Raw genomic sequence first — 18,584 nt, 5'->3', positions numbered from 1 at the left:
GCATGGCGCCGCGACAGAACTTCCAGTGGAAACGAAAACGACTTGCCGTGATCCGGGGCCGGTACGGGAGGGCATCGGAGAGGACGCGGGCAAGGTGGCAAACAGTACGGTCATGCGGATGTTCCCCCACCTCCTGCATGCCGGCTTGGTTGCGAACAACGCACATGCTGCTGGCAAACCTCAACGCAGGCCTCGCGGGTGCGTCCCCGCGGCTGCTTTCGAAATACTCGGCTGCTGCCGATGTGTTCCTGCGCATCTCGGACATGATCGTCGTCCTGGGCGCGGCCCTCATCGCCTATCGGCTCCGTTCCGGCAGCTGGATGCCAGGCGCCGATTACCGCCTCGTCATCGGCACATCGCTGCTGTTTGCGGTGATCTGCTTCAACGCATTGCCGCTGTACCGCAGCTGGCGGGGGCTCGGGCTGCTGCGTGAGATCGCGGTACTGGGCGCCGCCTGGGGCGGCACCTTCGCACTGTTCTCGATCTACGCGCTGATCCTCAAGGTCGGGCACGAAGTGTCGCGGCTGTGGGTCGGGATGTGGTTTGCGGGGGGATTCGTGCTGCTCGCCCTGTCGCGCACGCTGGTGCGCAGTCTGCTCCACGGCCTGCGCAGCCACGGGGTCGACGTGCAGCGCATCGTGGTGGTGGGGCTGCGGCCCCCGGTCGTGCGTATCCAGCGCTACCTGCGCCAGAACCCATGGGTCGGAATGCGGTTGCTTGGCTACTTCCGCACCCGCGACGACATGGCGGTGGGCGAAAGCTCGGAGATGACCTGTCTGGGCGAACTGCGCGACCTGCCGGCATTCCTCGCCGAAGAGAGCGTCGAAGAGGTATGGGTGTCGATGCCGCTCGACAAGCTGAGCCGCATCAAGCCGCTGCTGTCCCAGCTCGAACATACGCCGATCAAGATCAAGCTGATTCCCGACCTGGTCGAGATCTCGATGCTCAACCAGGCCGGCGAGCAGCTCGGCAACGTGCCGGTGATCAGCCTGCGCCAGGGCAGCGTCGGACGCGAGAGCCAGTTTTTGGTGTTCAAGGCGGTCGTCGACCGTTGCCTGGCGTTTGTCGCGCTGCTGGGACTTGCCCCGGTGATGATCGCGATCGCGATCGCGGTCAAGCTGGACTCGCCCGGACCGGTCTTCTTCCGCCAGCGCCGGCAAGGGCGCGCCGGAAGGGAATTCCAGATGCTGAAGTTCCGCTCGATGCGCATGCATCGCGAAGGCGAGCATCAAGTCACGCAGGCAACACGCCAGGACCCGCGGGTGACACGGGTCGGCGCGTTCCTGCGCCGCACCAGCCTGGACGAACTGCCGCAGCTGTTCAACGTGCTCGGTGGCAGCATGTCGCTGGTCGGCCCGCGTCCGCATGCGATCCCGCACAATCGCCACTATCAGGCGCTGATCAACTGCTATGCGCAGCGCCACTACGTGAAGCCGGGAATCACCGGCTGGGCGCAGGTCAATGGCTTCCGCGGCGAGACGCCGATGCTGCGCGACATGCGCAAGCGGGTGCAGTACGACCTCGACTACATCCGCCGCTGGTCGCTGTGGTTCGACATCAAGATCATGGCGATGACCCTGGTCAAGGTGCTTGGCCAGAAGGGGGCCTATTGAGTCGGCTCCGATTCGTGCGGGGATGCAGGCCAACGACGTGTGTGCTCCGGGTTTCGGTCACAGGTCCCGCTTCCGAGTCCGTGTGCCGATGAGCCCGGGCGACGCCTGGCGCAACCGGATCGCGGCGCTGCTGCTGCTGTTCGCGGTGGGCTACAACTTCCTGCTGGCCATCGTCAACGCGCAGCTGTTCGCGATCGGTCCGTCGGCAGCGTACGCCGCGGAACTGGTCGCCTATGCCGGCTGCTTCCTGCTCGGCGTCGGTACCCTCGATCGCAACGGCATGGCCTTGGTGCTGGCCGGGATCGGCAGCCTCGTGCTGCTCAACCTCGCGCGCACCCTGGTGCTGTGGGAAGTCGACCTCAAGTTTCTGCGCGATGCGCTGGTGCCGTTCGCGTTCCTGATGCTTGGCACGGCCTATCGCGGCTCGCTGCCGCGACTGCTGCTGTGGCTGGCGCTGGTCGTGGTGCTGGTCGCGGCGTTCGAGATGGCATTTCCGACGCTGTATGGCGACCTGGCGGACCCGCGCAGTTACTTCATCAACACCCGCGGCGCGGTCGAGGAGGATTTCTGGAACCCGGACAGCAACCTCAATGTCAATGCCACGCGTCCGGGCGAGCGGATCTGGCTGGCCGGCATGACGCTGCCGCGGGCGTCGTCGATCTTCGTCGAGCCGGTCACGATGGGGAACTTCATCATCTTTTTCGCCGCGGTGGCCTTGACCTTCCGCCGTGCGCTGGGCGTGGGTGGTCAGGTCCTGTCGCTGGCGGTGGTGCTGTTCCTGCTGATCGCATCGGACGGACGGCTGGCCACGGCGACCTGCCTGATGATGCTGGTACTCGCGCCGCTGTTCCGGCGACTGGACCAGTCGCTGTCGATGCTGGTGTTCATGGGGGTGGTGGCGGGCGGCTGGCTGCTGGTGCGGCTGGCGGGCGTCGAGGCGTACGAGGACACGCTGCTTGGGCGGATCTATGTGACCGTCGACGCGCTGAGCAACATGTCGCCGCGCGCATGGCTGGGGCTGGACCTCGGAGCGCCGTATACCTACTCCGACAGCGGCATCGCGTACTTCATCGCATCGCAGTCGCTGGCCACGGTACTGGCCTTCCTGGTCGGGTATGCGTTCCTGCTGCGGATGCCAACGACGCACGGCCAGTTGTTCAAGAACCTCTTCATCTTCGCGTTCGCGCTCAGCCTGCTGGTGTCGAACAGCTACTTCTCGATCAAGACCGGCGCGCTGTGGTGGTTCGCCTGCGGCTACCTGTGGCAGGTGCAGGTGGGGCGGGTTGCGGCGGCGCGGCGCTGGATCGAGGACCGATCCGCACGCGATGGCGCGTTGCATGCGCTGGCACGGGCCTGAGCCGGGCTGCCGCGTCGTGTCGATCGCACAGGCCCCCGCGATGCCCCGCGCCGTGAGCCCGTCACGCCCGCCCGCAGTGCGCGATGCACGTATCGATGCTGCGCGGGCCGTAGCAATCGTGCTGGTGGTACTCGGGCACGCCAAGGGTATTCCAGCCTGGTTCGCGACCGCGGTCTACAGCTTCCATGTACCCGCGTTCTTCGTCCTGTCGGGCTGGTTCGCCGCGCGCCGTGCCGGAGATGAACCGCGTGCGCTCACCATGCGGCTGGCGCGCTCGCTGCTGCTGCCGTATGCGGCGTTCTTTTTCGCCGCATATGCCTATTGGCTGTTGACCCGCGACATCGGAGAGAAGGCGCAGCGCTGGGGCGACGTGCCGTGGTGGGATCCGTTGTCCGGATTCGTCAGCGGCATCGGCCCGCACCTTTATGTGAATCCGGCGCTCTGGTTCCTGCCGGCATTGTTCGTGACCGTGCTGGCGTATGCACTGCTGCGGCGCGTGTTGCCGCCACGGGCGTTGGCGCTGCTGTCGCTGGCGTCCGGACTGGCATGGATCGCATGGTTCCCGCAGGTCGGTATCCGCCTGCCGTTCGCGCTCGACGTGCTGCCGGTGGCGCTGGCGTTCTACGCGGTCGGTGCGGCGGGTGCCGGGGTCCAGGTGCCACGGTGGACGCCGCTGGCCGCGGCCAGCGCGACTGCGCTGCTGCTGTCATGGGCGGCGTTGGCCTGGTTCAACGGCCGCGTCGACATTGTGCAGTTGCGCTTCGGCGCATCGGGCTGGATGTTCTTTGGCGCTGCGCTGCTCGGCACCGCGCTGCTGCTGTCCGCGTCGGCGGCGCTGGTGCGGGTGAGGGCGCTGCAGTGGATCGGCCGCAACACCCTGCTGATCCTGTGCACGCACATGCCGGTGTTCTTCGTGCTCTCGGGGGTGGCGTCGCTGACCGGGTTGTTCGACGGCGGCAAGCCCGGGCCGGCCTGGGCGGTGCTGGTATCGCTGCTGGCGCTGGCCTTGTGCGTGCCGATGCGGGCGCTGCTGGTCGGCTGGGCGCCGTGGGCACTGGGCCTGCGCGCCGGCTTCCGCGAGGCGCGAGCATGAAGGTCGTGCACGTGGTCCGCCAGTTCCACCCTTCCGTGGGCGGAATCGAGGAGGTCGTGGCGAACATCGCCCGTCGCCACCTGGCCGAAGGTCGCGACGAGGTCGAAGTGATCACCCTCGACCGCCTGTTCCGCGGCGATGGCGACCGTCTGCCGGGCAGCGATCTGCACGATGGCGTGCCGGTGCGGCGCCTGTCGTACATCGGTTCGTCCCGCTACCCGTTGTGCCCGCACGCACTGGCTGCAGTGCGTCACGCCGATCTGATCCACGTGCACGGCATCGACTTCTTCTACGACTACCTGGCCGCGACCGCCGTCGTGCACGGCAAGCCGATGATCGTCTCCACCCATGGCGGGTTTTTCCACACCAATTACGCGTCGGCACTGAAGCGGTTCTGGTTCGGCACGGTGACTCGCGCGTCGGCGCGTGCCTACCGGCGCATCATTGCCACCAGTCAGAACGACGGCGACCTGTTCGCGCGCGTGGTCCCGGCCCAGCGGTTGCGGGTGATCGAGAACGGCGTGGACGTGGACAAGTTCGCGGGCCTCGGCAGTGCGGCGCCGGGGCGGACCCTGCTCAGTTTCGGTCGCTGGTCGGTCAACAAGGGCCTGATCGAAACCCTCGACCTGCTGGAGACCTTGCGCGGCGACGGTACCGACTGGCGGCTGCTGCTGGCAGGACGCGAATTCGACCTGAGTGGCGCCGATCTGGAGCGGGAGGTCGCGGCACGCGGACTGCAGCCGGCGGTCGAGATCGTGCATGCACCGTCGCAGTCGCGACTGGCGGAGTTGTTTGCACGCGCGCAGTACTTCGTCTCGCTGTCGCGCCATGAGGGCTTCGGCATTGCAGCGATAGAGGCGATGAGCGGCGGACTGGTGCCGATCCTGAGCGCGATCCCGCCTTACGCAAAGCTGCATGCCGAGTCCGGACTCGGCGCGCTGGTGGACGTGGGCGATCTGCCCGCCGCCGCGGACGCGGTACGCGGGCTTGTGGACATTTCAGAGCAAGGCCATGCGGCTCGACGCGAGCGCGCGATGCGGCACGCCGCCCGCTACCAGTGGCGGCACGCGGTTGCCGCCTATCTGGCGGAGTATCGGGCGGCGTTGGCGCGGCCTGACCCGAATGCGCAGCCGGACGGGGCGTCGCCATGATGCCGGCGCACGCGATGACCGACGTGCGGGCGGCCATGCCGCGCATTGTCGTGCTGCAGTCGATCCCGCCCCCGGACGACACGACCAATCCCTACCTCCGCCAGTTGGTTGCAGCCCTGCCGCGGGAGGTGGAAACCAGGTACTACTCGCTGCGCAGCGCCCTGTTCGCGCACTACGACCTGTTCCATGTGCACTGGCCGGAGTATCTGCTGCGCCACCCCAACCGGCTGCGCGCGCTGCTGAAGCGGCTGGGCGTGGGCGCACTGCTGCTGCGGCTGTGGGCGACGGGCACGCCCGTGGTACGCACCCTGCACAACCTGCAGCCGCATGAGGGCGGTGGATGGACGGAGCGCTTGCTGCTGCGTGGGCTCGACCGCCTGACCAGACGCCGGATCTGCATCAACGCCGCCGGCGACGACGGCAGCGAGGCGACCGACACGATCCTGCACGGGCACTATCGCGACTGGTTTGCGGCGCGGCCGATTCCGCCCACGGTGCCGGGTCGGCTGCTGTATTTCGGCCTGATCCGTCCGTACAAGGGCGTGGAGGCGCTGCTGGAGGCATTCGGCGCATTGCATGATTCCGCATTGCCCGGCAGATCGCCGACGCTGCGCGTCGTTGGCAATCCGGCTTCGGACCGGATGCGCGCGAAGGTGCAGGCGGCCTGCGATGCCGATCCGCGGGTCAGCGCGCTGTTGCGCTACGTCGACGATGGCGTGCTGGCGCGCGAGATCGGCGAGGCGCAGCTGGTTGTATTGCCGTACCGGCAGATGCACAACTCCGGCGCCCTGCTGCTCGCGCTTTCGCTGACGCGACCGGTGCTGGTGCCATGGAGCGAGGCCAATGCGCGCCTCGCCAAGGAAGTCGGGCCCGGCTGGGTGCGGCTCTATCAGGATGTGCTCGATGCAGAAGCACTGGCAGAAGCGCTGCGGATCCCCACGCCACCAGGGCTTCCGGACCTTTCGCGGCGCGACTGGCCCGAGCTCGGCCGTCAGCATCACGCCACCTACGCCAGCGCGTTGCGTGCGGCAAAGCGGTGGAAGGAGCGCTGACGGTGGCTGCGCGCGGATCCGAGCTCAAGACACCACCGTCGCTGGGACGCATGGCGGCCGGCGGCGCGCTGGTCACCATGGGCGGACAGCTGGCGAAGATTGCGGTGCAGTTTGGCGGCGTCATCCTGCTGGCGCGTCTGCTCACGCCGCGCGACTACGGCCTGGTGACGATGGTGCTGGCGATCGTCGGAGTCGGCGAGGTACTGCGCGACTTCGGCCTGTCCTCGGCGGCGATCCAGGCGCGGCACCTGAGCCGCGGGCAGCGCGACAACCTGTTCTGGATCAACACCGCGATCGGGCTGGTGCTGGCCCTGGTCGTGTTCCTGATGGCCGGCCGGATCGCGGCGTTCTATGGCGAGCCCTTGCTGCGCGGCCTGGCGCAGGCGATCGCGCTGACCTTTCTGCTCAACGGTCTGACCACGCAGTACCGCGCCCACTTGACCCGTGAGCTGCGCTTCAAGCGGCTGACCGCGGCCGAAGTCGGTGGGCAGCTGGCGGGGCTGGCGGTGGCGGTCGTGCTGGCGCTGGCCGGTTACGGCTACTGGGCGCTGGTCGTGCAGCAGATCGTGCAGGCGGCGATGATCCTCGCGGTGATGGTCGCCGCAGCGCGCTGGTTGCCCGGCCTGCCGAAGCGCGATGCCGAGGTGCGCAGCTTCCTGCGCTTCGGCGGCAACGTCATGGCCTCGCAGCTGTTGGCCTGGTTCAGCAACAACGTCGGCCAGATCCTGATCGGCAATCGTCTGGGCGCGGCGCCACTGGGTCTGTACAACCGCGCGTTCGCGCTGGTGGCGATGCCGCTGACCCAGCTCAACGCGCCGGCGACCTCGGTGGCGCTGCCGGTGCTGTCGCGGCTGCAGGGCGATCCCGCCCGATACGCAGCGTTTCTGCTGCGCGGGCAGGCGGCGCTGATGCATTTCCTGATCGCGGTGTTCGCATTCGCCTGCGCGCAGGCCGAGCCGCTGATCGTGCTGACGCTCGGCGCGCGCTGGGCGGAGGCGGTGCCGATGTTCCAGGCGCTCGCGGTGGGCGCCGTGTTCCAGTCGGCCGGCTATGCCGCGTACTGGGTGTTCATGTCGAAGGGCCTGACCGCTTCGCAGCTGCGTTACGCCGTGATCAGCCGCACGCTGGTGATCGCCTGCATCGCGTCCGGTGCGCAGTGGGGCGCGCTTGGCGTCGCGATGGGTTACGCCGTCGGCAGCGCCCTGTCGTGGCCACTCGCGTTGTGGTGGCTGGGAAGGATTTCGGATGCGCCGGTGCGCGGCATGGCCGGCAATGGCGTGCGCGCGATCGCCGGCTATGCGCTATGCGGCGTTGCGTCGTACGCAGCCGCCGCGCACTGGGCCACGTCGCTGCCGGCGAAGCTCGCGCTCGGCGCCGTCGCGGGTGCGGTGGCGTTCGCGGCGGTGTGCGCGCTGTGGCCGGGGTTCCGGCGCGACGTCGCCGGCATTCTGCATACGCACACCCTGCTGCGCACGGTGCGCAGCGGATGACTACCGCATCGACGAGGAACCGGACCATGGGCGCAGGCACCGCCACCGCTACTGCCGTAATCCCGCAACCGGCCGCGTACGTCGTACCTCGCAGCGGCGGATTTCTGGTGCTCTCGGCGCACGACTACCGCACGCCGCGGCGTGCGAGCATCCATGCCATTGCCGCCGAGCTCGCCCGTCGCGGTCCGACCCGTTTCTTTTCGCTACGCTACAGCCGGTTGTCGAAGTGGAAACGCGACATCCGCCTGCCCCTGGACGCCAGCGCCAACACCGTGGTCCGCCATCGCGGCGTCGACTGTTTCCTGTGGAAGACCACGCTGCACCCATTCAACACCCGCCGCCGCTGGCTGCGTCCATTCGAGGACGGGCTGTTCCGGCATTACGCCGCCAGGCCGCCCGCGATCCTGCGCCAGTGGATGCGCGAGGCCGACACGATCGTGTTCGAGAGCGGTACGGCGGCGGTGTTCATCGAGCTGGCGCGGCGCACCAATCCGCAGGCCAGGCTGATCTACCGCGCCTCCGACAGCCTGTCGGCCATCGACAGCGCCGACTACGTCGCGCGCGCCCTGGCCCGGATCGCGCCTGCAATGGATGCGATCGCGCTGGTCTCGCCGACGATGGCGGCCGAGATCGCCAGCCGCGACAACGTCTACCACATCGGTCACGGGATCGATCCGGCACTGGCGGAGCAGGGCGATCCATCGCCATATGCCGATGGCGTGCACGCGGTGTCGGTGGGTTCGATGCTGTTCGATCCCGGAGCGATCGCGGCCGCCAGCCGTGCATTCCCCCAGATCGCCTTCCATGTCATCGGGTCGGGGTACGGCCGCCAGCCTGGCTATGGCGACAACGTGAGCGTCTATGGCGAGATGCCGCATACCGAAACCCTGCGTTACATCAAGCACGCGCGCTTCGGCATCGCGCCGTATGCCTCGGCCCGGCTCCCGGCATACCTCGCCGACAGTTCGCTGAAGCTGCTGCAGTACGACTTCTTCGGGGTGCCGGCGATCTGTCCGGAGGCGATCGTCGGCGGCTACGCCTCGCGTTTCGGCTATGCGCCGGGCGACGCCGAATCGATCGCCTCCGCGGTGCGCCGCGCGCTCGCCGCTCCGCGCGTGCGCTCGCGTCGGCCGCTGGACTGGGCGCAGACCGTCGACCGGTTGCTCGACCCCGCGGCGTTTCCCGACACGCGCATCGCAGCTGCGCGCATGCGGCATGCGGGCTGAGGGGGCGCCGGTGTCGATACTCAAGGCCTGGATCGAACGCGAGCAACAGCGCGCCATGTACTGGTGGCGGCCGAAGAACGGCGCGATCAATGTCGGCGACTACCTTGCCAAAGTGATCGTGGAAGCGATGCTTGGCCTGCGCGATCTTGACCTGATCGACAAGCGCGACCGGCGCCACCGGCTGTTCTCGATCGGCTCGGTGCTGCACAACGCCCGTGATGGCGAGGCGGTATGGGGCAGCGGCATCAACGGCAAGATCGACGACGATCGCCACCAGTTCCGCAGGCTCGACGTACGCGCAGTGCGGGGCCCGCTGACGCGCAGTTACCTGCAGGCGCGCGGTATCGCCGTGCCCGAGATCTACGGCGACCCGGCGCTGCTGATGCCGCGGTTCTTCCCGGGAGAGTTGGTTGGCACCGGCTCGCGCAAGGCGTTCGCGGTGGTGCCGCATTTCAACGAATCGCCGGACAAGTACGCGGCCTATCGCGATCACCTGGTGCTGCCGACGTGCAAGCCGCTGGCCTTCGTGCGCGCGCTACTGGGCGCCGACCTGGTGGTGTCGAGCTCGCTGCACGGGGTGATCCTGGCCGAGGCCTACGGCATCCCCGCGGTGTACCTGGACAGCGGCAATGGCGAGCACCGCTTCAAGTATGACGACTATTACCGCGGCACCGGCCGCAGCGAATGGCATGCCGGCGAGTCCGTCGAAGCCTGCCGATCACTCGGCGGCAACGCTGCTTTCGATCTGGCCGGGCTGCAGGACGCGCTGATGGCCGCGTTCCCTTACGACCTGTGGTGACGCCGGTGCGGAACGGCGCGACCGTGGCGGGAACCACGCCTGCCGAAGTTGAGGCGCCGCTGACGCTCGGCGGATATCGGGTGCATTCGCTGGCGCGCGAGGTGCTGGCGCGCGATGTGCTCGCCGCCTGCGAGGGCGGCACCAGGCGCCAGGTGTTTTTCGCCAATACCAACTTCGTGGTGCAGTGCCGTGCGCTGCGGCCGCAGTTGCTGGCGCCGTCCGTGCGCGTGGTCAACGATGGCATCGGCATGGATCTGGCCGCCCTGCTGGTGCACCGCCGTCGCTTTGCGGAAAACCTCAACGGCACCGACTTCGTTCCCTACCTGTGCGCGTGCAGCCCGCGGCCGCTCCGCTTCTTCCTGCTCGGCAGCGCGCCGGGCGTGGCCGAGCGGGCAGGGCGGCACCTGGCCGAATCACTGGGGCAGCAGGTCGTCGGCAGTTGCGACGGGTATGACGAATTCGCCGCGGCCGGCGACGGGCTGGTGGCGCGGATCAACGCGCTGCGACCGGATATCGTGCTGGTGGCGTTCGGCAATCCGCGCCAGGAGGCGTGGATCCTCGACCATCGCGAGGCGCTGACGGCGCCGGTGCTGTTCGGGGTCGGTGCGCTGCTGGATTTTCTCTCCGGCAACGTGGAACGGGCACCGGGGTGGATACGGCGCTGGCGGATGGAATGGCTGTATCGCCTGGCGCGCGAACCGCGGCGGCTGCTCAGGCGTTACACCCTGGACCTGTTCGTGTTCTTCGCTGTATGCCTGCGTGAGGGGCGACGGCTGCCCGGCTTGTCCGGAGCCTCGTAGGACCGACCCAGCCGCCGCTTGCGGCCGAACGCAGGTGAACGACTTGAAATTTAATTAAACATATAATTAAATACAGTCATGGCCACAGCCAAGACCCCGGCAAGACAACGCACCCGCGGCCGCCCCTCCGGGCGCGGCCCCGGCACCGCAGGCCCCGACCTGCGCGAGCGGCTGCTCGATGCGGCGGTCGCCCGCTTCGCTGTGCGCGGCATCGCCGCCACCTCGCTGCGCGACATCGCCACCGAAGCCGAGGTGACCCCGGCCCTGCTGCATTACTACTTCGGCGACAAGGCGCAGCTGCAGGATGCGGTGATCGAGGAGCGGCTGATGCCGCTGTTTGCCGGCCTGCGCGAGACGCTGCTGGCGGCCGGCGACGATGTCGACGAGCTGGTCGCGCGCTTCGTGATCGGCATCGGCCGGCTGGTGGTGCAGCATCCGTGGCTGCCGTCGCTGTGGGTGCGCGAGGTCCTGAGTGAGGGCGGCGCGCTGCGCGATCTTCTCGTCGGCCGGATGGCGCCGCAGGTGCCGCTGCTGCTGGCGCAGCGCTTCGCTGCCGCGCAGGCGCAGGGCAAGCTGAATCCGGATCTCGACCCGCGCCTGCTGGTGGTGTCCTTGGTCGGGCTGACCCTGTTCCCCGCCGCCGGCGCGCCGATCTGGCGCCGCATCTTCGATGCCGACGACCTCGATGCCGACGCCCTGCGCCTGCATACGCTGGCGCTGCTCGATCGCGGCATCGGCGCCGGCTGACCCATATGCACACCGGAGCATCTGCATGAAATTCCTGCGCACTGCGGTCGTCGTCGTGGTGGTCATGGCCGGATGTGCGGAGGACCCGCCGCAGGCGCTCGGCACCCTGGAATACGATCGCGTTGCCCTGCCGGCGCCCGCTGCCGAGCGCATCGTCGCGATCGACGTGCGCGAAGGCCAGCAGGTGGCGGCCGGCGCCAAGTTGCTCACCCTGGAACGCACCCGCACCCAGGCGCAGACCCGCGCGGCGGAAGCCGAGGCGCAGCGGCAGCGCGATGCCCTGGCCGAACTGGAAGCCGGTACCCGCAGCGAGGAGATCGCCCAGGCACGCGCCAACCTCGCCGCAGTGCAGGCGCAGGCACGCGATGCCGCTGCCTATTACGCGCGGCTGCAGCCGCTCGGAAGCCGGCAGCTGGTCGCCGCGTCCGATGTCGACCGCGCGCGGGCCGCCACCGGCAATGCGGCAGCGCAGGTCCGCGCCGCGCAGGCCGTGCTCGAACAGCTGGAGCGAGGTGCGCGCGTCGAGCAGATCGCGCAGGCGCGCGCTGCGGCCGAGGGTGCGCAAGCGCAGGTGGTCGCGCAGCAGGCGACGCTGGACAAACTCGACGTGGTCGCGCCGCGCGCCGGTCGCATCGATAGCCTGCCTTATCGATTGGGCGATCAGGCCCCGGTCGGCGCACCGCTGGCGATCCTGCTCGTGGGCGACGCACCGTACGCGCGCATCTATGTGCCCGAGCCCCTGCGCGCCAGCGTCAAGGTGGGCGACCGCGTGCAGGTCCACGTGGACGGTCGCGATGCCGTGCTGTCGGGCCGGGTGCGCATGATCCGCAGCGAGCCCAGCTTCACGCCGTACTACGCACTGATCGGCGAGGACGCCGCGCGCCTGAGCTATCTCGCTGAAATATCCCTGGGTAAGGACGCCGCGCAGTTGCCGGCGGGCTTGCCGGTGCGCGTCGAGTTCGCGTCCGGACCCACTTCCGCCAAGCCGGGAAAGGATTGAGGGCGCCCGATGACGCGTCCGGAGCCCGCGATCGCGCACGAATCCTCCGATGGAGCGGGAGAATCCATTGCAATCCGCGCGCGCGGCCTGACCAAGCGCTTCGCCGACCTGGTCGCGGTGGACCACGTCGACCTGACCGTGCCCACGGCCCATGTCTACGGCTTTCTTGGCCCCAATGGATCGGGCAAGTCCACCACCATCCGCATGCTCTGCGGATTGTTGACACCGAGCGAAGGCGAGATCGAGGTGCTCGGCCTGCGCATTCCCGAGCAGGCCGACGCGCTGCGCCTGCGCATCGGTTACATGACCCAGAAGTTCTCGCTGTTCGAGGACCTGACCGTGCGCGAGAACCTGGACTTCCTCGCCGCGGTGCAGGGGCTCGACAAGCCGCAGGCCCGGCGGCGGATCGACGAGCTGATCGAGCAATACCATTTCGCCGACCGGCAGAAACAGCTCGCAGGCACCCTGAGCGGCGGCCAGAAGCAGCGGCTCGCCTTGGCCGGTGCGGTGATCCATGAGCCCGAATTGCTGTTCCTGGACGAGCCGACCAGCGCGGTGGATCCAGAATCGCGGCGCGACTTCTGGGAAAAACTCTTCGACCTGGCCGATGCCGGCACCACCCTGCTGGTGTCCACCCACTACATGGACGAGGCCGAACGCTGTCACCGCATCGCCATTCTCGATCGCGGCGCGCTGGTGGCCGACGGCACGCCGGACGAACTGACGTCCGCGCTGGCCGGTCGCACGGTTTCGGTGCTCGCGCAGCAGCCCCGCCGCGCGCAGCAGACGCTGGTCGGTCTGCCGGGGGTGCTCAGCGTCGCCCAGATCGGCAACAGCCTGCGCGTCCTGACCACGGCCGACGGCGATGCAGGCGCGCGCATCCACGCCGCCCTGCGGCAGGCGGGGCTGCAGGCGGAAGTCGCAGCGTCGCAGCCCAATCTCGAAGACGTCTTCGTCTCGGCCACGCGTGGGCGCGAGCCGGACAGGGAGGCGGCATGAGCATGCACATCGGCATTGCGGGCGTGCGGTCTCCGTGGGAGCGGCCTTGGCCGCGAGTCTCTTCTACGCGAACGGGTGCGCAGCCCGGACCGATCACGGCCAAGGCAGCTCCCACGCCCAGCGGAGTGTCGCCATGAACTTCCGCCGCCTGTTCGCCGTCATGCTCAAGGAAATGCGGCAGATGCGCCGCGACCGCATCACCCTGGCGATGATCGTCGGCATCCCGGTCATGCAGCTGGTGCTGTTCGGCTATGCGATCAACCTCAACCTGCGCGGGCTGTCCGCCGGTATAGCCGATCAGGCAGGAACGGCCGGCGCGCGCGCGCTGGTGATGGACATGGTGGCCACCGGCGTGATCGCGCCGACGCAAACGGTCAACACGCCGCAGGAACTGATGGCGAGCCTGCGCCGTGGCGAGATCAGCGTGGGGGTGGTGATCCCACCCGACTTCGAGCGCCGCCGCATCGACGGCCGCGAAGCGGTGCAGGTGCTGGTCGACGGCAGCGACACGGTGGTCCAGAGCGCCGCCGTCCAGCTCGCGCAGATGCCGCTGGACAACAGCGTTGCGCTTGCCAACGCCACGGGCGCGCGCGAAGTCACGGCCCGGCAGATCGCCGTGGTCAGCTTCTACAACCCGGAGCGCCGTTCTGCCGTCAACATCGTGCCCGGGTTGATCGGCGTGATCCTGACCATGACGATGGTCCTGTTCACCGGCGTGTCGATCGTGCGCGAGCGCGAGCGCGGCAACATGGAGCTGCTGATCGCCACGCCGGTCAGCCGCAGCGAGCTGATGATCGGCAAGGTGCTGCCCTACGTCGGCATCGGCCTGGTCCAGACCACCCTGGTGCTGCTGCTCGGCCTGTGGCTGTTCAAGGTGCCTGTGCGCGGAAGCGTGCTGGATGTCTACGTCGCCGCGCTGCTGCTGATCGTCGCCAACCTCACCCTCGGCCTGATGATCTCGACCAAGGCGCAGTCGCAGTTCCAGGCCATGCAGATGAGCTTCTTCGTGTTCCTGCCCTCGATCCTGCTGTCGGGCTTCATGTTCCCGTTCGCCGGCATGCCGCGGGTCATCCAGTGGCTCGCGGAAGTCCTGCCGCTGACCCATTTCCTGCGCCTGATCCGCGGCGTGATGCTGCGCGGTGCGGGGCTGCCCGAACTGTGGCCCGACGTGGCGGCGCTGATCGCGTTCACTGCGGTGATGATGACCCTGGCGATCAGCCGGTTCCGCAAACGGCTCGACTGATGACGAACCTAGGGTGCGCCCCAGGTGGGCGGCGTGCTCGCCGTTGGCTATAAGACAGGCTTGCGCCGAGCGCATCTGGAAAGGCTTCCGGAGGATATCGCCATGGTCGACAGCGTCGGTGGAACCGATCGCAGCAACGAGACATCTTCGCTCAGCGAATCGCTCGCGCGCGAGCAGACCAGCGCGGCCAGCGTCCGCGAACAGGAACTGCGCGCAGAGCTCGCAGCGAATCCGCAGGCTGTCGCAGCCCTCGACCAGCTCAGCGCCAATCTGAACTGCTACAACCTCAGCGACCAGCAGCGGGTAGAGGCGCTGGACGCGTTCGCCGCCGCGCCTAACGCCGCGACCGCGGCCTACGTGGAAGGCACCGTGGCGCAGACGCTGGGGGTTAACCCGGCGGCCACGCAGTCGTTGCTTTCTCCCGATGCGGGCACGCTCACCATCGCCGGGCAGACCTACACGATCGATCACGGCACCCTCATCGGGGCCGACGGGCGCCCGGCGGGCACCATCAACAACAACGGCGAAGTCCAGCTCAGCACCGAACAGCAGCCGCGCAACGTCTACAGCGACCTCAGCGCCCGCGTGCGCATGCAGGAACAGGTGAACGGCGAGCTGCAAACGATGCTGGACCTGCATCCGGCCGATCGCCGCGGCCGGCTCGACGATGCCAACGTCAACCAGGATTTCGCCGATCGCGTCAGGCAGACGCTCGAGCGCGCGCGCCGGGAAGGCATGGACATGCAGACCGACCTGGCCTACCGCACCTTCGCCCAGCAGGACGCGCTGTACGCGCAGGGACGCACGGCGCCCGGCAACCGCGTGACCAATGCGCGCGGCGGACAGTCCTGGCACAACTACGGCCTGGCCGTGGACCTGGTGTTCAGCACTCCCACCGGACAGCCGTCCTGGCCCGAGAACGGCAACTGGACGCGCTATGGCCAGATCGCCGACGGCTACGGACTGACCTGGGGCGGCAACTGGCGCAATCCCGACCGTCCGCACGTGGAGTACCACCCCGGCTTCGGCGCGGGCGATGCTGGTCAGTTCGCCGGCAACATGCGACAGGGCGGACTGGAAGCAGTGTGGGACCGCATGGGCATCGGCCAGCAGCCCTGAAGGCTTCGGGCCGACGCGCGGCCGATCCTCTGGCAGAATCCGGGCTCGTGACTGCACACCGCATGCATTCGATCCGCGGACCCGCCCGCCTGCGGCGCACAGGAGTGGTCGCGCTGGCTGTGCTCATGTTCCTGGCGGCCTGCGCCGGCGCGGACGGAAGCGCCTCGCCGAGCGCCCAGGAGGCAGCTGCATCCGCTGGTGTGGATGCAGCGCGCCCGGATGCATCGAATGCGCCATCCATCGCCGCTCCCTTGCGGATGCTGCCGGGTGCGGGTGCGGTGGCGTTCGATCCTTCGCAACCGCGCGTGGCCTGGGCTGCCGGCGAGGAAATCCGCATGCTCGATCTGGCACAGGATGCGGAGTCCAGGCACCCGGTGGGTGCCTGGGTGACCGACGTGGGTTTCGCGCCGGACGGCGCGCTCTGGGTCATCGCGGGCGACGCGCAGCTCTGGCGCGACGGGGCCGTGGCCTGCCGCGCCGATGTCGAACTGGATCGCCTGCTCGGCATCGACGCGCAGGGAGCGGTTGCCGCCGGATACACGCACGCCGATGGCACTGGCATGCTGCGTCGTCAGATCTGGCTGGATGCCAGCTGCAACGTAAGCAGCGAACAGACCGACCCGGTGCCGGCCGGCGTGTCCGATGCCGAAGCCGACCCCGGCGCGCCGCTGCGGCGGCCATCGCTGCGGGCGCCGCGAATGTCCGTACCCGCCGATGGGGCGGCGGCGCCCACGGACTGGCCCAAGGGCGCACGGCCGATTGCGGTGTCGGCCGACGGTCGCTGGTGGGTGATCGAGGATGCCGCCGGTCGCGCACTCTGGACCCGGCAGTCGCGTCCCTGAACCGACCGCGGTTCGCTTCGGCCGGGCTGCCGGAGTTGGAACGCTCAGCCACCCTCCGCGCATTGCCGTGGCTTCGGCCGAAGCCGGGCGGCCGTCTTTGCCTTGCCCGCGCCGGGGTTTTTGCCCAGAGTCCGGACTTCGCCGACGAGTACCGATCATGCCCAATCCGCGTTTGCCGCTTTCCGTCGTGATGGCCGGCGCCCTGATGGCCGGATCCAGCGTTGCGATGGCCGCCGAGGTGACCGTGGTCAGTGCCGCGCGCATCCACACCGTCGATCCGGATCAACCCCAGGCGCAGGCGATGGCCTACGATGAGGCGGGCAGGATCCTGGCGCTCGGTACCACCGATGCGCTGCTGGCGCGCTTTCCCGAGGCCGCGCGCATCGACGCCGGCGCGGGCACCATCGTCCCCGGCCTGATCGATGCGCACGGCCACGTCGGTGATCTGGGCGAAGCACGGATGATCGCCGACCTGATCGGCGCGGCCGGCAAAGAGGATGTCGTGCAGCGCCTGCAGGCGTTCGCGCAGACCAATCCCGGCGATGGTTGGCTGGTCGGCAACGGCTGGGACCAGAACGACTGGCCGGAACGGCGGTTCCCCACGGCGGCCGATCTGGATGACGCGTTCCCCGAGCGACCGGTGTGGCTGGTCCGCGTCGACGGCCACGCCGGCTGGGCCAACAGCGCGGCGTTGCGCGCGGTCGAGCGCGAGCTGCAGGGCGACTGGCAACCGGAAGGTGGCCGCATCGAGCGCGACCAGCAGGGCAGGCCGACCGGCATTCTGGTCGACGCGGCGATGCAGCTGGTCGACGATGTTCGTCCCGCTCCGGATGCGGCCACGGTCGAGCGCATGCTGACGCTCGGCATGCAGGCCGCGGTCGCCGCCGGCCTCACCGGTGTGCACGACGCCGGCGTGCCGCTGGCCGAACTGCGCGCCTATCAGCGCCTGGCCGATCGCGGCGCGCTGCCCCTGCGCATCACCGCGATGGCCGATGGCGACGACCAGGCGCTGGCAGAACTCTGTCGCACGGGTCGGTACCGGCATGCGTCCGGCCGGCTGCAGATGCGCACGGTCAAGCTGTACGCCGACGGCGCCCTGGGCAGCCGCGGCGCCGCGTTGCTGCAGGACTACAGCGACGATCCCGGCAATCGCGGCCTGATGGTGATGTCGCCGCAGCAACTGCTGGCTGCGGCCGGCAAGGCCAGCCGCTGCGGCGTGCAGGTGGCGACCCATGCGATCGGCGATCGCGGCAACCACGAAGTCCTCGCCGTGTACGAGCAGGTGCTCGGCGAGCAGGCAGCGGGCGATCATCGCTGGCGCATCGAACATGCGCAGGTGCTGGCGCCGCAGGACCTGCCGCGGCTCGCGCAGTTACGCGTGATCGCATCGATGCAGCCGACCCATGCCACCAGCGACATGCCCTGGGCCGAAGACCGGCTCGGAGCGGACCGGATTGGCGGCGCCTATGCATGGCGGCAGGTGCGCGACAGCGGGGCGCGGCTGGCGCTGGGGTCGGATTTTCCGGTCGAATCGGTCGAACCGAGGCTGGGCCTATATGCCGCGACCACGCGCGCCGATGCAGACGGTAATCCGCCGGGTGGCTGGCGCCCGCAGGAAAAGCTGAGCCCGGAAGAGGCCCTGCGTGGCTTCACCCTCGACGCCGCGTACGCCGGTTTCGCCGAAGGCGAAGTGGGCAGCCTGGAGCCCGGCAAGCGCGCCGACTTCGTGATCCTGGGCGAGGATCCGCTGTCGGTTCCGCCGGGACAGTTGCGCACTCTCAGCGTGCGTGCGACCTACGTCGACGGCAAGCCGGTCTACGAAGCGGGCAAGGCTGGCTCAGCGGCTACGCCATAGCGCGATGAGGCCGATCGCGGCCATCGCGATCGAGCCGGCCAGCCACAGCGCGACATCCGGCGCGAACGCGGCGGCGTCCTCGCGCGCCACCTTCATCCACCAGCGCATGAAACCGAGGGCTGCGATCGCGAGGAACCACAGTCCTAGCGCATTGCGCGCGAGCCAGCCGCGGCGCTTCATGACGTGCCGCGGATCGTG

At 68.9% G+C, this 18,584-nt stretch carries 17 protein-coding genes; 16 read left to right on the top strand and 1 reads right to left on the bottom strand.

Annotated elements, in window-relative coordinates:
• The first annotated feature begins 164 nt into the window (after positions 1-164).
• The 16 genes from MC375_RS16560 to MC375_RS16485 all read left to right on the top strand — a co-directional run bounded on the left by MC375_RS16560 (position 165) and on the right by MC375_RS16485 (position 18,386).
• A complete protein-coding gene (locus MC375_RS16560; protein ID WP_242104510.1) occupies positions 165-1,613 on the top strand; it encodes an undecaprenyl-phosphate glucose phosphotransferase in 1,449 nt (482 codons plus the stop codon).
• An 88-nt stretch (positions 1,614-1,701) separates the two neighbouring features.
• Positions 1,702-2,970: a polysaccharide biosynthesis protein GumE gene (locus tag MC375_RS16555; RefSeq protein ID WP_242104509.1), complete on the top strand. Its 1,269-nt coding sequence runs from the start codon at positions 1,702-1,704 to the stop codon at positions 2,968-2,970.
• A 52-nt stretch (positions 2,971-3,022) separates the two neighbouring features.
• A complete protein-coding gene (locus MC375_RS16550) occupies positions 3,023-4,063 on the top strand; it encodes an acyltransferase family protein (protein WP_242104508.1) in 1,041 nt (346 codons plus the stop codon).
• Positions 4,060-5,214, top strand: a complete 1,155-nt coding sequence (locus MC375_RS16545) for a glycosyltransferase family 4 protein (RefSeq protein WP_242104507.1) — start codon at positions 4,060-4,062, stop codon at positions 5,212-5,214. The genes MC375_RS16550 and MC375_RS16545 overlap by 4 nt, the downstream gene beginning before the upstream one ends.
• Positions 5,211-6,266, top strand: a complete 1,056-nt coding sequence (locus tag MC375_RS16540) for a glycosyltransferase (protein ID WP_242104506.1) — start codon at positions 5,211-5,213, stop codon at positions 6,264-6,266. The genes MC375_RS16545 and MC375_RS16540 overlap by 4 nt, the downstream gene beginning before the upstream one ends.
• A 50-nt stretch (positions 6,267-6,316) precedes the next feature.
• Positions 6,317-7,756: a lipopolysaccharide biosynthesis protein gene (locus MC375_RS16535; protein WP_242104649.1), complete on the top strand. Its 1,440-nt coding sequence runs from the start codon at positions 6,317-6,319 to the stop codon at positions 7,754-7,756.
• Between the two features lie 26 nt (positions 7,757-7,782).
• Entirely contained in the window at positions 7,783-8,982 is a 1,200-nt protein-coding gene (locus MC375_RS16530; RefSeq protein ID WP_242104505.1) for a glycosyltransferase family 1 protein, read from the top strand.
• Complete coding sequence (locus MC375_RS16525; RefSeq protein ID WP_242104504.1) at positions 8,972-9,781, top strand: polysaccharide pyruvyl transferase family protein; 810 nt, start codon at positions 8,972-8,974, stop codon at positions 9,779-9,781. The genes MC375_RS16530 and MC375_RS16525 overlap by 11 nt, the downstream gene beginning before the upstream one ends.
• Positions 9,782-9,786: 5 nt before the next feature.
• Positions 9,787-10,581 (top strand): WecB/TagA/CpsF family glycosyltransferase, encoded by a 795-nt coding sequence (locus MC375_RS16520; RefSeq protein ID WP_242104648.1) that lies wholly within the window; start codon positions 9,787-9,789, stop codon positions 10,579-10,581.
• A gap of 78 nt (positions 10,582-10,659) precedes the next feature.
• Positions 10,660-11,328: a TetR/AcrR family transcriptional regulator gene (locus MC375_RS16515; RefSeq protein ID WP_242104503.1), complete on the top strand. Its 669-nt coding sequence runs from the start codon at positions 10,660-10,662 to the stop codon at positions 11,326-11,328.
• Between the two features lie 25 nt (positions 11,329-11,353).
• Positions 11,354-12,328 carry an HlyD family efflux transporter periplasmic adaptor subunit gene (locus MC375_RS16510; RefSeq protein ID WP_242104502.1) on the top strand — a complete coding sequence of 325 codons (975 nt, stop codon included), beginning with the start codon at positions 11,354-11,356 and terminating at the stop codon, positions 12,326-12,328.
• A gap of 72 nt (positions 12,329-12,400) precedes the next feature.
• On the top strand, positions 12,401-13,327 hold the full coding sequence (locus MC375_RS16505) for an ABC transporter ATP-binding protein (protein ID WP_242104647.1): 927 nt from the start codon (positions 12,401-12,403) through the stop codon (positions 13,325-13,327).
• 133 nt (positions 13,328-13,460) lie between these two features.
• The gene (locus MC375_RS16500; RefSeq protein ID WP_242104501.1) at positions 13,461-14,570 is read left to right on the top strand and encodes an ABC transporter permease; all 1,110 of its coding nucleotides are present in this window, start codon (positions 13,461-13,463) and stop codon (positions 14,568-14,570) included.
• Positions 14,571-14,672: 102 nt separating this feature from the next.
• Positions 14,673-15,689, top strand: a complete 1,017-nt coding sequence (locus MC375_RS16495; RefSeq protein WP_242104500.1) for a M15 family metallopeptidase — start codon at positions 14,673-14,675, stop codon at positions 15,687-15,689.
• 47 nt (positions 15,690-15,736) lie between these two features.
• Positions 15,737-16,531 (top strand): hypothetical protein, encoded by a 795-nt coding sequence (locus MC375_RS16490; RefSeq protein ID WP_242104499.1) that lies wholly within the window; start codon positions 15,737-15,739, stop codon positions 16,529-16,531.
• A 157-nt stretch (positions 16,532-16,688) separates the two neighbouring features.
• The gene (locus MC375_RS16485) at positions 16,689-18,386 is read left to right on the top strand and encodes an amidohydrolase (RefSeq protein ID WP_242104498.1); all 1,698 of its coding nucleotides are present in this window, start codon (positions 16,689-16,691) and stop codon (positions 18,384-18,386) included.
• Here the strand turns inward: MC375_RS16485 and MC375_RS16480 are convergent.
• Positions 18,369-18,566, bottom strand: coding sequence for a hypothetical protein (locus MC375_RS16480; RefSeq protein ID WP_242104497.1), 198 nt, complete (start codon positions 18,564-18,566; stop codon positions 18,369-18,371). The genes MC375_RS16485 and MC375_RS16480 overlap by 18 nt on opposite strands.
• Positions 18,567-18,584: the final 18 nt, after the last annotated feature.

It is taken from the genome of Lysobacter sp. M2-1, assembly GCF_022662495.1.
Classification (GTDB): domain Bacteria; phylum Pseudomonadota; class Gammaproteobacteria; order Xanthomonadales; family Xanthomonadaceae; genus JAKPBU01.
Note: the sequence above shows the minus strand (reverse complement) of the source record. Positions and strands in the feature narration are given on the sequence as shown.

Bases quoted from the DNA above. Each gene is read 5' to 3' on its own strand.
- MC375_RS16560 (WP_242104510.1), top strand. From the start codon at position 165: ATGCTGCTGGCAAACCTCAACGCAGGCCTCGCGGGTGCGTCCCCGCGG.
- MC375_RS16555 (WP_242104509.1), top strand. From the start codon at position 1,702: ATGAGCCCGGGCGACGCCTGGCGCAACCGGATCGCGGCGCTGCTGCTG.
- MC375_RS16545 (WP_242104507.1), top strand. From the start codon at position 4,060: ATGAAGGTCGTGCACGTGGTCCGCCAGTTCCACCCTTCCGTGGGCGGA.
- MC375_RS16540 (WP_242104506.1), top strand. From the start codon at position 5,211: ATGATGCCGGCGCACGCGATGACCGACGTGCGGGCGGCCATGCCGCGC.
- MC375_RS16535 (WP_242104649.1), top strand. From the start codon at position 6,317: ATGGCGGCCGGCGGCGCGCTGGTCACCATGGGCGGACAGCTGGCGAAG.
- MC375_RS16530 (WP_242104505.1), top strand. From the start codon at position 7,783: ATGGGCGCAGGCACCGCCACCGCTACTGCCGTAATCCCGCAACCGGCC.
- MC375_RS16525 (WP_242104504.1), top strand. From the start codon at position 8,972: ATGCGGGCTGAGGGGGCGCCGGTGTCGATACTCAAGGCCTGGATCGAA.
- MC375_RS16515 (WP_242104503.1), top strand. From the start codon at position 10,660: ATGGCCACAGCCAAGACCCCGGCAAGACAACGCACCCGCGGCCGCCCC.
- MC375_RS16510 (WP_242104502.1), top strand. From the start codon at position 11,354: ATGAAATTCCTGCGCACTGCGGTCGTCGTCGTGGTGGTCATGGCCGGA.
- MC375_RS16500 (WP_242104501.1), top strand. From the start codon at position 13,461: ATGAACTTCCGCCGCCTGTTCGCCGTCATGCTCAAGGAAATGCGGCAG.
- MC375_RS16495 (WP_242104500.1), top strand. From the start codon at position 14,673: ATGGTCGACAGCGTCGGTGGAACCGATCGCAGCAACGAGACATCTTCG.
- MC375_RS16485 (WP_242104498.1), top strand. From the start codon at position 16,689: ATGCCCAATCCGCGTTTGCCGCTTTCCGTCGTGATGGCCGGCGCCCTG.
- MC375_RS16480 (WP_242104497.1), bottom strand. From the start codon at position 18,566: ATGAAGCGCCGCGGCTGGCTCGCGCGCAATGCGCTAGGACTGTGGTTC.